The organism is Listeria sp. LM90SB2, assembly GCF_028867355.1.
GTDB classification, from domain to species: domain Bacteria; phylum Bacillota; class Bacilli; order Lactobacillales; family Listeriaceae; genus Listeria; species Listeria monocytogenes_B.
This window is the reverse complement of sequence record NZ_CP046449.1, coordinates 1,942,552-1,955,970: the sequence shown is the minus strand read 5'-3', so window position 1 is coordinate 1,955,970 and position 13,419 is coordinate 1,942,552. Positions and strand designations below refer to the sequence as shown.

Annotated in this window: 13 protein-coding genes; 11 read left to right on the top strand and 2 right to left on the bottom strand. The window is 39.8% G+C overall.

Features of this window, described 5'->3' with window-relative positions; translation table 11 throughout:
• The first annotated feature begins 6 nt into the window (after positions 1 to 6).
• The 4 genes from GL301_RS09675 (at position 7) to GL301_RS09660 (ending at position 3,906) form a co-directional block, all read left to right on the top strand.
• Complete coding sequence (locus GL301_RS09675) at positions 7 to 1,314, top strand: nucleobase:cation symporter-2 family protein (protein ID WP_003724078.1); 1,308 nt, start codon at positions 7 to 9, stop codon at positions 1,312 to 1,314.
• A 191-nt stretch (positions 1,315 to 1,505) separates the two neighbouring features.
• On the top strand, positions 1,506 to 2,564 hold the full coding sequence (gene chiA, locus GL301_RS09670) for a chitinase ChiA (protein ID WP_003728270.1): 1,059 nt from the start codon (positions 1,506 to 1,508) through the stop codon (positions 2,562 to 2,564).
• Positions 2,565 to 2,686: 122 nt separating this feature from the next.
• Entirely contained in the window at positions 2,687 to 2,956 is a 270-nt protein-coding gene (rpsN, locus tag GL301_RS09665; RefSeq protein WP_003726586.1) for a 30S ribosomal protein S14, read from the top strand.
• Positions 2,957 to 3,033: 77 nt separating this feature from the next.
• Positions 3,034 to 3,906, top strand: coding sequence for a 5'-3' exonuclease (locus GL301_RS09660; protein WP_003728271.1), 873 nt, complete (start codon positions 3,034 to 3,036; stop codon positions 3,904 to 3,906).
• An 18-nt stretch (positions 3,907 to 3,924) separates the two neighbouring features.
• On the opposite strand, the gene GL301_RS09655 is transcribed toward GL301_RS09660, so the two are convergent.
• Together GL301_RS09655 and cspD are read right to left on the bottom strand one after the other, a co-directional pair.
• Positions 3,925 to 4,326, bottom strand: a complete 402-nt coding sequence (locus GL301_RS09655) for a ribonuclease HI family protein (RefSeq protein WP_003730828.1) — start codon at positions 4,324 to 4,326, stop codon at positions 3,925 to 3,927.
• Positions 4,327 to 4,449: 123 nt separating this feature from the next.
• Positions 4,450 to 4,650 carry a cold-shock protein CspD gene (cspD, locus tag GL301_RS09650; protein ID WP_003728273.1) on the bottom strand — a complete coding sequence of 67 codons (201 nt, stop codon included), beginning with the start codon at positions 4,648 to 4,650 and terminating at the stop codon, positions 4,450 to 4,452.
• Between the two features lie 364 nt (positions 4,651 to 5,014).
• Between cspD and mntR the strand changes: the two genes are divergently transcribed.
• From mntR to GL301_RS09615, 7 genes are all read left to right on the top strand, one after another.
• Positions 5,015 to 5,443, top strand: a complete 429-nt coding sequence (gene mntR, locus GL301_RS09645; protein ID WP_012681359.1) for a transcriptional regulator MntR — start codon at positions 5,015 to 5,017, stop codon at positions 5,441 to 5,443.
• A gap of 157 nt (positions 5,444 to 5,600) precedes the next feature.
• On the top strand, positions 5,601 to 7,283 hold the full coding sequence (locus GL301_RS09640; RefSeq protein ID WP_003728274.1) for a formate--tetrahydrofolate ligase: 1,683 nt from the start codon (positions 5,601 to 5,603) through the stop codon (positions 7,281 to 7,283).
• Between the two features lie 119 nt (positions 7,284 to 7,402).
• On the top strand, positions 7,403 to 9,295 hold the full coding sequence (locus tag GL301_RS09635; protein ID WP_003728275.1) for an ABC-F family ATP-binding cassette domain-containing protein: 1,893 nt from the start codon (positions 7,403 to 7,405) through the stop codon (positions 9,293 to 9,295).
• 12 nt (positions 9,296 to 9,307) lie between these two features.
• Positions 9,308 to 10,252: a thymidylate synthase gene (locus GL301_RS09630; protein ID WP_003725828.1), complete on the top strand. Its 945-nt coding sequence runs from the start codon at positions 9,308 to 9,310 to the stop codon at positions 10,250 to 10,252.
• Positions 10,253 to 10,267: 15 nt separating this feature from the next.
• Positions 10,268 to 10,750: a dihydrofolate reductase gene (locus tag GL301_RS09625; RefSeq protein WP_003734428.1), complete on the top strand. Its 483-nt coding sequence runs from the start codon at positions 10,268 to 10,270 to the stop codon at positions 10,748 to 10,750.
• Between the two features lie 52 nt (positions 10,751 to 10,802).
• Positions 10,803 to 11,678: a putative RNA methyltransferase gene (locus tag GL301_RS09620; RefSeq protein WP_003740618.1), complete on the top strand. Its 876-nt coding sequence runs from the start codon at positions 10,803 to 10,805 to the stop codon at positions 11,676 to 11,678.
• Between the two features lie 68 nt (positions 11,679 to 11,746).
• A complete protein-coding gene (locus GL301_RS09615) occupies positions 11,747 to 13,258 on the top strand; it encodes a phosphohexomutase domain-containing protein (protein WP_061106848.1) in 1,512 nt (503 codons plus the stop codon).
• Positions 13,259 to 13,419: the final 161 nt, after the last annotated feature.

Here is a 13,419-nt window from a genome sequence, read left to right as displayed (position 1 = left end):
GAGTAAATGTTAGGTAAAGGGAAAATTGCAGCTTTAGGATTTCAACATGTTCTAGCAATGTATGCAGGAGCAGTAATCGTTCCACTATTAATTGGTGGAGCACTAGGTTTTAATGGAGAAGAAATGACTTACTTAGTTTCGATTGATATTTTTATGTGCGGGATTGCGACATTGCTACAATTAACGGTTAACCGCTTCTTTGGAATTGGTTTACCGGTTGTACTTGGATGTGCGGTTCAAGCTATTGCGCCGATTATTTTAATTGGACAAGATATGGGCATTGGCGCGATTTACGGTTCGATTATTGTTTCAGGACTTTTTGTATTATTAATAGCACCATTTTTCTCCAAAGTTGTACGATTTTTCCCTCCTGTTGTGACTGGTTCGGTTGTAACAGTGATTGGTTTAACACTTATTCCCGTTGCAATTAATAATCTTGCTGGTGGAGAAGGAGCAAAAGATTTTGGCTCAATGTATAATCTCGGCCTTGGTTTTGGAACATTACTTTTAATTATTTTAGTGTATCGTTTTGGACAAGGGTTTTCGAAGGCGATTGCTGTTTTAATAGGTCTGGTTGGTGGTTCGCTTTTTGCAGCGCTTTATAAAGGGATCTCGCTTGGTCCTGTGAGTGAGGCGAGCTGGTTCCATATGCCAAAACCATTTTATTTTGGCACACCGACCTTTGAGTGGCCGGCAATTATTACGATGATTTTAATTGCGCTTGTCAGCATGGTGGAATCAACGGGAGTATATTTCGCTTTATCTGATATTACCGAACGCAAATTAACGCAAAAAGATTTAACGCGTGGTTACCGGGCAGAAGGGCTTGCGATTATGCTTGGCGGCGTATTTAATACATTCCCCTATACGGCTTATTCGCAAAACGTTGGACTCGTTCAACTTTCTGGTATTAAAACACGTAAAGTGATTTATGCGGCAGCTGGTTTCCTTATTGTTCTTGGTCTGATTCCAAAAATTGGCGCAGTGACAACGATTATTCCGACACCAGTTCTCGGCGGCGCTATGGTCGCGATGTTCGGCATGGTTGTCGCACAAGGGATTAAGATGCTTGGAAAAGTTAATTTCACTTCTCAAGAAAACTTGTTAATCATTGCGTGTGCAGTTGGTGTTGGTTTAGGCGTTACAGTCGTACCAGATTTGTTCAATGCCTTCCCATCCTTTGTTCGCTTATTTACGAGTAATGGAATTGTTGCGGGCAGTGTGACAGCAATTACACTGAATATCATTTTCAATATGATTCCACATCGCAAAGATAAAAAAGTAGCAGATCCAGAACCACAACATGCGAAGTAAAAAATAAAACAGTTTTAATTGGGCTATTTTTTCTCAGTTACTTATAGACATTCATTTATTTGAAAGCGGAATTGGTCTATATCAATTTCGCTTTTTTGCTGTTTTTCTAGTTTTATTTTCATTATGATGGGTATTTTCTAGTAGCTCCAAAAAAGCAAGCTTGGGGTAGATAAAGTAAGGGGGAAAAGTAGATGAATGGAAAACAAGTAATGGTTGGTGGTTTGTCTTTACTTTTAGTTGGTGCAGGACTGGGGGCATTTGGTAGTCAAGCACAAGCGGCGACGGATGACGCTTCTGTAATGCCAGATATTTCTAACAAACAGGTGCTAGTTGGGTACTGGCATAGTTGGAAATCTTCCGGAAATGATGGCTATCAACAAGGGACTTCGGCTGATATCGCCCTAAAAGATACACCGAAAGCTTATAACGTGGTAGATGTTTCCTTTATGAAAGGGGACGGGGTAAATCGTATTCCGACATTTAAACCAGTGGGAATAAATGATAGCGATTTCAGAGCACAAGTCGGCGCATTAAATAAAGAAGGTCGGGCCGTTCTTTTGGCACTAGGTGGAGCAGATGGACACGTGGAACTAAAAGCTGGGGATGAAGAGGCGTTCGCGAATGAAATTATCCGCCAAGTAGAAACATATGGCTTTGATGGATTAGACATCGACTTAGAACAAAGTGCGATTACCGCGGGAGATAATAAAACGGTTATCCCAGCAGCGCTAAAAATCGTTAAAGATCATTATAAAGCGGAAGGGAAAAATTTCCTAATTACGATGGCACCAGAATTTCCTTATTTAAAACCAGGTAGTGCCTATGAAAGCTACCTAACCTCACTTGCTAATTATTATGACTATATTGCGCCACAACTATACAATCAAGGTGGCGATGGTGTTTGGGTTGATGAAACAAACCAATGGATTGCGCAAAATAATGATACATTAAAAGAATCTTTCTTATATTATATGGCGGACTCCTTTATTAATGGGACTCGTGGTTACTTGAAAATCCCAGCTAATAAATTCGTGTTCGGTTTACCAGCCAATGTGGATGCAGCCGCAACTGGTTATGTAAAAGATCCGCAAATCGTCAAAAATGTTTTCACTCGTTTACAAGCAAAAGGCACACCAGTGAAAGGGATTATGACTTGGTCGGTGAACTGGGATGCAGGTAAAAATAAAGCAGGAGTGCCTTATAATAATGGTTTCTCTAACGCGTATGGTCCGATAGTTGGAACTAAATAATAGGACAACCGATATTCAGTTTAACTGGATATCGGTTTTTTTAAAACAGAAGACTTGCTTTCCTAATTAAATCGGCGTATGATGTAAATCGTAATGATTATTATTTAAGAAAGGAGAGACACATGGCTAAAAAATCAAAAGTTGCCAAACATGAACGTCAACAAGCGCTCGTGGAAAAATATGCGGAACTTCGCCGAACGCTAAAAGCAGAAGGCCGCTACGATGAATTACGCAAATTACCACGCGATTCTTCCCCGTCCCGGCTACACAATCGTTGTGAACTAACTGGACGTCCCCACGGCTACATGCGTAAATTTGGTATGTCGCGGATTCGTTTTCGTGAACTAGCACATCAAGGACAATTACCCGGCGTGACAAAAGCAAGCTGGTAAAAAGCTCCTTTTTTTCTGCGAGCCAGTTATAATTATGCTACAATAGATGGCAGTAGAAGGAAATTGGAGGATTATATATGACCGAAAATCGAGAAAATTTGCTCGTTGTTGATGGAATGGCACTACTTTTCCGAGCATTTTATGCAACAGCCGTTTCCAAACAATTTATGTTTAACCAACATGGAATCCCGACGAATGGGGTGCAAGGTTTTATGCGCCACATGTTTGCAGCGATTCGCCAGAGTAACCCAACGCATACACTAATTTGCTGGGATATGGGGTCGCAAACATTTCGAAATGAATTATATGATGGTTATAAAGCAGGCAGAACAGCGCCACCAGAAGAAATGATTCCGCAGTTTGATTTAGCGAAAGAGGTAGCTGCTGGATTTGGCTTTGTCAATTTAGGTGTGCCGGGTTTTGAAGCAGATGATTGTATTGGGACAATTACCGTTCAAGCGAGTAATACGATTGCTACAACTGTTTTAAGTGGCGACAAAGATTTACTGCAACTAATCGCACCGACGAATGATGTCTGGATTATGCAAAAAGGTTATGGCAATTATAAACGATATGATGAAGCGACATTTTTTGAAGAGATGGGTATTTCTCCAAGACAATTTATTGATGTGAAAGCATTAATGGGCGATACTTCAGATGGTTATCCGGGTGTTCGTGGAATCGGTGAAAAAACAGCGATTAAGCTTATTCAAGAATTTGAGTCAATTGAAGGCGTCTTGAACAACCTTGATAAACTGAAACCAGCGCAACAAACCAAAATCCAAGAAGACTTAGCGATGCTAGAATTAAGTCAAAAATTAGCTCGGATTCATACAGAAGTCCCACTAGAAATAGACTTGCCTAGCTTGAAATATGACGGTTTCCGCGAGGATGCTTTTGCTGTAGTTGAAAAATACGGTTTAAAAACGTTAACGCGCGATATCGAATAAAAAATAGAAGCAATCTGGTTATTTGACTCCAGGTTGCTTCTGTTTTTTTATAGCCTGGCGCGCAAGTTGGTCGGCTTGTTTATTTTGACTTACATTACGCCATTCAGCAAAAAACAATTCAAATGTATCGGCCATTTCTAAAATTGCTTCTAAATGCGGCTTGAATAAAGGATTTTTCGCATGTCGTTTATGAATTGCTTCGATTGCAACTTTCGAATCTGAGTATAGACGAATTAATGTAGCTTGTTTTTTTATGGCTTCTTCCAGTCCGAGTTTAATCGCAATAAATTCTGCTTCATGATTCGTCATAACTGCGAGCGGAATGGCGAATTGTTCATAAATACCTTCTGCTTTTAAGACGATTCCAGCCCCACTTGGTCCAGGATTTCCCGCACTTGCACCATCCACGAAAACTTCCATATTATGTGCCTCCTATTTAGATGAATAGATGTGGCTTTATTATAGAAGGAAAGCTATTTTTTTGCAATAAAAAAACCGGTAAAAGGATACCGGTTTTAAGTCCGTGTCTATTTGGCAACTGGATTAGGCTTTTTCTACATTGGCTGCTTGAGCGCCGCGATTACCTTCTACTACTTCAAATGTTACCGCTTGGCCTTCTTCTAAAGATTTGTAGCCATCACCTTGGATCGCTGTGAAGTGAACGAAAATATCTTCGCCGCCGTCTGATTCGATAAAACCGTAACCCTTTTCATTGTTAAACCATTTTACTTTCCCATTTTGCATTGAAATAAATCCTCCTAAGTATGGCTAATAATTGCTAGAATCATTTGTTAAAACGCTTTCATTTTAACTTAAAAAAATTTCTCGCAAATACTACCTTTTCAGTTCATAGCGTTGCCGCATATGATACTAACACTATAAATCAAAATACCTATAAACGTCAAGCTGATTTTCGATATTTTTTAAATTTTTGGACTTGTAAGGGCATACTTTTGACTTAAATGTCTTAAATTGGTACTAATTACGGTTTTTTTTCGGAAGACCGCTCTAGGAGAAATTTCGTTTTTGAAAGGGTAATTGCTTTTAGAAAGGGCGATATTATAGTACAATTGGCTATGTGAAAGAATTTAAGTTGGAGGGTATAGCTATGCCAACACCTAGTATGGAAGATTATATTGAAAAAATCTATTCCCTTATTGAGACGAAAGGTTATGCCAGGGTTTCGGATATTGCTGATGAGCTATTTGTCCATCCTTCCTCTGTAACAAAAATGGTGCAGAAACTGGATAAAGACGAATATTTAATCTATGAGAAATATCGTGGATTAATTTTGACGCCTAAAGGAACACAAATGGGGAAAAGGCTCCTAGAAAGACATGCATTATTAGAGAGTTTTTTAAGTATTATTGGCGTAGATCCGTCCCATATTTATCATGATGTGGAAGGTATTGAACACCACTTGAGCTGGAACTCGATTGACCGAATTGGAGATGTTGTTCAGTTTTTTGAAAATCATCCGGATGCACTGAAGACGCTCAAGGCGATGGAGACGAACAAACCAGAAACAAAGGAATAACGGTAATCCAAGGTTGAGATGTTGATTTTTGCGCAATCAGGCTTTACTTTAGAATCAAAATGGTGTTACATCGCTTGGTGTCGCGCTTTTTTGATGCACTAAAGAAGCCAAAACATCTTAATTCTTTGTTACAATATACATATTCGGAGGGGATATCATGTCAAATAAAGTGAAATCAGATATTGAAATTGCATCAAAAGCAGAAATTCTACCAGTTACGACTATTGCGGAACATTTAGGACTAGACGCAGATGCACTCGAACTTTACGGAAAGTATAAAGCAAAGTTATCCTATGATACCATTCACTCGCTAAAAGATAAAGAACCAGGAAAACTTGTTCTTGTTACGGCGATTAACCCAACGCCTGCTGGTGAAGGGAAATCGACAGTGACAGTTGGTCTTGGCGACGCACTCTCTAAAAAAGATAAGAAAACCGTTATTGCACTTCGCGAACCATCGCTCGGACCTACCATGGGTATTAAGGGCGGGGCAACAGGTGGCGGATACGCGCAGGTTATTCCAATGGAAGATATTAATTTACATTTTACTGGTGATTTCCACGCGATTACAGCAGCAAACAATGCTTTATCGGCATTTATTGATAACCATATGCAACAAGGGAATGACCTAGATATTGACGGCCGAAGAATCGTTTGGAAACGTGTGGTTGATTTGAACGACCGTGCACTTCGAAAAGTGGTTGTTGGTCTTGGAGGTCCTATTCAAGGGGTTCCACGTGAAGACGGTTTTGATATTACGGTTGCTTCTGAAATTATGGCGATCATTTGTTTAGCAAGTGATTTAAAAGATTTAAAGAAACGTTTAAGTGAAATCGTGATCGGTTATAACTATAAAAAAGAACCAATTACAGTTGGCGAAATGGGCTACGAAGGCGCTCTAACCTTACTATTAAAAGATGCTTTAAAACCTAATTTGGTGCAAACATTAGAACATACACCTGCCATCGTACACGGTGGACCTTTTGCTAATATTGCTCACGGATGTAATAGTGTTTCTGCGACAAGCACAGCACTTCGACTAGGTGAGTATGTAGTGACAGAGGCTGGATTTGGTGCAGACCTTGGTGCCGAGAAATTTTTAGATATTAAAGTTCCTGCCCTTGGAAAAGCGCCAGATTGCGTTGTTATTGTAGCAACGATTCGCGCACTGAAAATGCACGGTGGCGCTTTGAAAACCGAGCTTAGCGAAGAAAATGTGGATGCGCTAGCTAAAGGTTTTACTAATTTACAAAAACATACGGAATCTATTCAAACATTTGGTATTCCTTATGTTGTAGCCATTAATAAATTCATTACCGATTCTGACGCAGAAGTAGCGAAATTAGAAGCACTTTGCGAAGAACACGGCATTCCTTTCTCTCTGACAGAAGTTTGGGAAAAAGGCGGCGACGGTGGCCTTGAACTCGCGGATAAAGTCATTGCGGCTGTTGAAAGTGGAGAAGCGGACTACAAACGCATTTATGATGATGCGTGGTCGATAGAAGAAAAACTAGAAGCGATTGTGACGAAGGTTTACGGTGGTATTGGTGTGGAACTTTCCAGCAAGGCGCAGAAACAAATCGTTGAATTCAAAAAATATGGTTGGGACCGCTATCCGATTTGTATGGCGAAAACCCAATATTCCTTATCGGATGACCCAACATTACTTGGACGCCCAACTGATTTTGTTATTCACATTCGCGAATTCATTCCAAAACTTGGTGCTGGTTTTGTCGTTGCTTTAACAGGCGATGTAATGACGATGCCAGGTTTACCGAAAAAACCAGCGGCACTTAATATGGATGTCGATGAAAATGGGAATGCACAAGGTTTATTTTAAAAGTAAAAGTTCCAAAAGTGGAAGAGCCGCTTTTGGAACTTTTTTCATCTTAAGCAATTGCTATGTTCTATGTTTTCAGCTAGAATAGATAAGGACGAACAGGAAATGGATGGGACTAAATGAAACAATTAAAAGTGGAAAATTTAACAAAAACATATGGTGAAAAAAGCCTGTTTGAAAATATCTCGCTAACGATAACAGAGGGCGAACGTATTGGTTTAATCGGTGTAAATGGTACCGGGAAATCGACGTTATTGCAAATTATTTCTGGTAGTGAATCTGGGGATAAAGGTACTGTTACGAAAGCAAAAGATTATACGATTGGTTATTTGGCGCAAGATCCTGAATTTAATGAAGAAGATACAGTTCTTTCGGCTGTTTTTGACGGGGATACTGCGGCGCTTCGGGCAATGCGCAAGTACGAAGAAGTGTTACTTGCGATGTCACTTGATGCGGAAAATACCAAATTACACGATGCTTATACAGCCGCCAGCCAAGAAATGGATGCTAGTGCGGCTTGGGATATGAACACAGAAGCGAAAACGATTTTGGAGCGTTTAGGAATTACAGATTTAACCGCGAAAATAAGCGAGCTTTCTGGTGGGCAACGAAAACGGGTAGGTTTGGCGCAAGTCTTAATCGAGACGCCAGATTTACTCATTTTGGACGAGCCTACCAACCACTTGGATTTTCAGTCAATTCGTTGGTTGGAAGAATATTTAAATCGCTTTAAAGGGGCTGTCTTGCTTGTTACCCATGATCGTTATTTTCTTGACCGAGTGACAAATCACATGGTGGAGCTCGACCGGGGTTCGGCTTATCGATACGTTGGGAACTACGAGAAATTCATGGAATCTAAAGCCATTCGGATGGAAAACGAAGTCCGTGAATCTGAGAAAAATAAAAACCTTTATCGTAAGGAACTAGCATGGATGCGTCGCGGTCCTCAAGGGCGCGCCACTAAACAAAATGCCAGACAAGACCGTTTCCACGATTTAGAGAAAAAAGTGAAAACAAAAACCGATGACTCAGAACTGGCGATTGATTTTGTTACTAGTCGTCTTGGAAAAGATGTTTTCGAACTGAAAAACTTGGAAAAACACTTTGATGAAAAACAAGTATTGCAGGATTTCAGCTTGATTATCCAACCTGGTGAACGCCTTGGTATTACAGGGAACAACGGAACTGGAAAATCGACTTTACTGAACATGTTGGCTGGAAAACTAGCGCCAGATGCTGGGGAAGTAGTCACAGGTCAAACCGTACAAATCGGTTACTATACGCAACAAAATGAAGAAATGGACCCGGATATGCGAATGATTGCTTATTTGCAAGAAGCGGGAGAGCAAGTCACAACTTCTGGTGGCGAAGTAATCAGTGTGAGTGCGATGTTAGAACGATTTTTATTCCCACCAAATTCCCACGGGAAGAAAATTGGTAGCTTATCAGGTGGAGAAAAACGACGGTTATTCTTACTTCGCATTTTGATGGAGCGACCAAATGTCTTATTACTGGATGAGCCGACTAATGACTTAGATACGCAAACATTAACCGTATTAGAAGACTATTTAGAATCATTCAATGGTACCGTAATTACGGTTAGCCATGATAGATATTTCCTCGATAAAGTCGTAAACAAATTGCTCGTTTTCCGAGCAATTGGTGAAGTAGAAATTTTCTACGGTGAATATAGTGATTATTTGAAAGAGCTGGAGGCTAAAGCAAAACCAGCGAAATCAATGAAAAAAATGGCGAATACTTCGGTCGAAAAGGCAGCACCTGAGAAAAAAGAGAAAGTTAAACTCACCTACCAAGAACAACTCGAGTGGGACGGAATTGAAGATGCCATTAGTGAATTAGAACAAACCATTGAATCGCTTAATGAAACATTGGAACAAACCGGAGCAGACTTTACAAAAGCAGCAGAAATTAGCGAACTCATCACGGCAAAAGAAACGGAGCTCGAACAAATGATGGAACGCTGGGAATTTTTATCACAATACGCGGAATAAGGAGTGCGAACGATGAAACAATATTTGGATTTAGAAAAGTACGTTTTAGAGAATGGAACACAAAAAGGAGATCGCACTGGAACTGGAACAATCAGCACATTTGGTTATCAAATGCGTTTTGATTTACAAGAGGGCTTTCCGATTATGACAACAAAACGGGTACCATTTAAACTTGTAGTAAGTGAACTGCTATGGTTTTTACATGGAGATACGAATATTCGCTACCTTTTACAGCATAATAATAATATTTGGAATGAATGGGCTTTTGAGCGTTTTGTGAAAAGCGATGATTATAAAGGCGAAGATATGACTGACTTTGGACTGCGTGCTGAGCGTGATTCAGCTTTCAAAGAAGTGTATCAAGCGGAGATGGAGAAGTTTAAAGCTCGGATTTTAGAAGACGAAGCGTTCGCGAATAAATACGGTGAGCTAGGTAATATTTACGGTAAACAATGGCGCGAATGGAAGACTTCACAAGGAGAAACAATTGATCAGTTAGCGGATTTGATTGAAATGATTAAAACGAATCCGAACTCGCGTCGTTTGATTGTGTCTGCTTGGAATCCAGAAGATATTCCGAATATGGCTTTACCGCCATGTCATTCGCTATTCCAATTTTATGTAGCGGACGGAAAATTATCATGTCAGCTGTATCAACGTAGTGCCGATATTTTCCTTGGTGTACCGTTTAATATTGCAAGCTATGCACTTCTAACACACCTGATTGCACGTGAAGTAGGGCTGGAAGTTGGTGAGTTTATCCATACAATGGGTGATGCGCATCTTTATAACAATCATATTGAGCAAGTGAAAGAACAGTTGTCTAGAACACCGCACAAACTTCCAAAATTAGTGCTTTCAGATAAACCAGCAACGATTTTTGATTTTGATGTAGCGGATATTTCACTGGATGGTTATAATCCAGATCCAGCAATTAAAGCACCAATTTCAGTATAAGGGAGGTTTTCTTGGATGATTATTTTTGTTTGGGCACAAGACCGCGCTGGTAATATTGGAAAAGATAACAAAATGCCGTGGCACTTACCAGGAGATTTGCAGTTTTTCAAAAAAACGACGACTGGGAAAACACTTGTCATGGGGCGAAAAACCTATGAATCGTTAGGAAAAGCTTTACCAAATAGAAAGACAATCGTATTGACACGAGATCAAGGTCTCAAGTTAGATGATGCAGAGATACTTCATTCAAAAGAAGCTGTTTTAGCTCTTGCTGAGACAGGGGAAACAATCTATATAGTTGGTGGTGCAGAAATCTATCGTTTATTTATGGATGTGGCAGATCAGCTGATTGTGACAAAAATTGATGCAGAGTTTGAGGCTGATACTGCGTTTCCTGAAGTGGATTGGGAGAATTTTTCCGAAGTGGCGAAAGAATTCCATGAAAAAGATGAAAAAAATAAGTACAATTACACTTTTTATACGTATGAAAGAAATTAGTAGAAACGTTGCCTGTTTGCGGGCAACGTTTTTCGAGTGGAGTGAGTATTAATTGTTATCAAAAATGGAGATAAATAAACGCGCTTTGAAAGAAAATATGGCGCTTCTTGCTTGTCCGATTTGTGGCGAAGCATTCGAGTTTAAAGAGCCGCAGTCATTTGTATGCCTAGAAGGTCACGGGTTTGATATCGCCAAACCAGGTTACGTACATTTACTAAAACAAGCGCATAAAACAAAATACGATCAAGCATTATTCGAATCCCGTAAAAAAGTGATTGCGAGTGGCTTTTTTGAAAAATTAATCGAACGAGTGACAGAAATTATTGCGGAGAAGAAAAAAGAACAACTTGTTTTATATGATGCGGGTTGCGGGGAAGGAAGTCATTTGGCGCGAGTCGTATCAAATTTACAAGCGACTGGTGTTAATGTCCAAGCGGTTGGCTTAGATATCGCCAAAGAGGGAGTGAAACAAGCGGCACGCGACTATCCTGGTACTTCTTGGACGGTAGCTGATTTAGCCAATTGTCCGAATCAAGCAGAGACGGCGGATGTCATTTTAAATATTTTATCGCCATCGAATTACGTGGAGTTCAAACGGCTTTTAAAGAAGGATGGGTTTTTGTTAAAAGTAGTGCCAGAAGCGAATTATTTACGCGAATTACGTGAATTTATTTATGTTGATGAGAAAAGTAGTTATTCGAATGAGTCGGTCACATCACGATTAGCAGAAAAGTTAAGCGTAGAACATGTCGAACGAGTGACCTACAAAGCGCCGATTGCCAAAGAATTATTTGCAGATTTTCTTGAAATGACGCCACTTGGTTGGCATATTGAAGCGGATAAAAAAAGCGAATTACTGGGAAACCCACCGGAAGAATTAACCGTTGACTTGCAAATTATTATCGCGAATAGAGCACATCTTTTGTAAAAGCTATGTGAAAATTTCGCAATTTAAGCTATAATGAAGGGGAAAAATACAGAAGCTGGAGGAATGACATGAATCAATCAGAAACGAAAGCGTTAGAAGCACTGCAAAACGGATCAGACATACGTGGAATAGCTATTGCTACGGAAAAATATCAGATTACGCTAACAGACGAACGTGTAGAAAAGATTGCTTATGGCTTTGCGAAATGGCTAAAAGAGGAGAAAAAAGTGGAAGGTCAAGCGAAAGTGGCAATTGGCCATGATAGCAGACTTTCAGCTGAACGTTTAAAAGCGGCACTTGTCAAAGGGTTAACTTTTGCAGGAATCAATGTGGTGGATGTAGGGCTTGCAACTACGCCGGCCATGTTTATGGCAACTCAGTACGAAGACTATAACTGCGATGCCGGCATTATGATTACAGCGAGCCACTTACCTTTTATGTATAATGGACTAAAATTATTTACGAAATCTGGTGGAGCTGAACACGAAGATATTGATTATATCGTGGCTCACGCAGATAAATCATTCATAGAAAATGGACTAAATCTTGGGAAGGTAACAAAACAAGATTTACTTTCTACATATGCAGCAGACTTAACGGATAAAATTAGAGCTGGAATCACAGATGCAGCTGACAAAATGAAGCCACTTCTAGGAAGCCATATTATTGTCGATGCAGGGAACGGCGCTGGCGGCTTTTTTGCTGAGAAAGTATTGGCAGAACTTGGCGCAGACATTTCTGGAAGCCAGTTTTTAGATCCGGATGGAAATTTTCCTAATCATATTCCGAACCCTGACAATGAGGAAGCTATGGCTAGTTTGAAAAAAGCGGTCCTTGCTAGTGGAGCGGATTTAGGCGTGATTTTTGATACGGATGTAGACCGTGCTGCGATTATGGATAAAAATGGCGAAAGTTTAAACCGCAACCCATTAATTGCTGTTATCTCTAGTATTATTTTAGAAGAAAAACCAGGAACAACTATCGTGACTGACTCCACAACATCTGGGCATTTGCAAACCTTTATCGAAGCAAAAGGCGGGAAACAACACCGATTTAAACGTGGTTATCGTAATGTTATCAATGAAGCACTGCGCCTAAATGCAGACGGAACACCATCAGAAATTGCTATCGAAGTAAGTGGTCATGCCGCATTAAAAGAAAATTATTTCTTGGATGATGGCGCTTATCTCATTGCCAAAATTTTAATGACTTATGCCACTTTACGAAAAAATGGAAAAGATTTGCCAGATTTAATAGCCGATTTAAGAGAACCGGCTGAAAGCGAAGAAATTCGTTTGAGTATTACCGCAACCGATTTTAAAGCTTATGGAAAAGAAGTTCTAGCTGATTTTCTGACTTTCGTAGAAGCTGATCCGGATATGGAATTAGAACCTGTGAACCAAGAAGGAATTCGTGTGAATACGAAAGGTGCGATTGGTGAAGGCTGGTTCTTACTACGAATGAGCTTACATGAACCGGTAATGCCGATGAATTTAGAAAGTGATGAAGCTGGCGGCATCCGAAAAGTGAAAAATCGTTTAGCAGGATTTTTCGCGAGTAAAGCAGAATTAAAGATGTAAACTACAAAGCAGCTGATATATTTTGGCTGCTTTTTAATATGCTTTGAGTTCTAAATAATGCTAGCTGCATAGTACAGTATGATTGTGAATATGTTATTATAGTTATACAGTAAATAAATATGTCAAAAATAGCTACTAAGAAAATTGACTTATATTGGGAA

Excerpts from the sequence above, each read along its gene's own strand:
- GL301_RS09675 (WP_003724078.1), top strand. The coding sequence starts at position 7 with ATGTTAGGTAAAGGGAAAATTGCAGCTTTAGGATTTCAACATGTTCTA.
- chiA (WP_003728270.1), top strand. The coding sequence starts at position 1,506 with ATGAATGGAAAACAAGTAATGGTTGGTGGTTTGTCTTTACTTTTAGTT.
- rpsN (WP_003726586.1), top strand. The coding sequence starts at position 2,687 with ATGGCTAAAAAATCAAAAGTTGCCAAACATGAACGTCAACAAGCGCTC.
- GL301_RS09660 (WP_003728271.1), top strand. The coding sequence starts at position 3,034 with ATGACCGAAAATCGAGAAAATTTGCTCGTTGTTGATGGAATGGCACTA.
- GL301_RS09655 (WP_003730828.1), bottom strand. The coding sequence starts at position 4,326 with ATGGAAGTTTTCGTGGATGGTGCAAGTGCGGGAAATCCTGGACCAAGT.
- cspD (WP_003728273.1), bottom strand. The coding sequence starts at position 4,650 with ATGCAAAATGGGAAAGTAAAATGGTTTAACAATGAAAAGGGTTACGGT.
- mntR (WP_012681359.1), top strand. The coding sequence starts at position 5,015 with ATGCCAACACCTAGTATGGAAGATTATATTGAAAAAATCTATTCCCTT.
- GL301_RS09640 (WP_003728274.1), top strand. The coding sequence starts at position 5,601 with ATGTCAAATAAAGTGAAATCAGATATTGAAATTGCATCAAAAGCAGAA.
- GL301_RS09635 (WP_003728275.1), top strand. The coding sequence starts at position 7,403 with ATGAAACAATTAAAAGTGGAAAATTTAACAAAAACATATGGTGAAAAA.
- GL301_RS09630 (WP_003725828.1), top strand. The coding sequence starts at position 9,308 with ATGAAACAATATTTGGATTTAGAAAAGTACGTTTTAGAGAATGGAACA.
- GL301_RS09625 (WP_003734428.1), top strand. The coding sequence starts at position 10,268 with ATGATTATTTTTGTTTGGGCACAAGACCGCGCTGGTAATATTGGAAAA.
- GL301_RS09615 (WP_061106848.1), top strand. The coding sequence starts at position 11,747 with ATGAATCAATCAGAAACGAAAGCGTTAGAAGCACTGCAAAACGGATCA.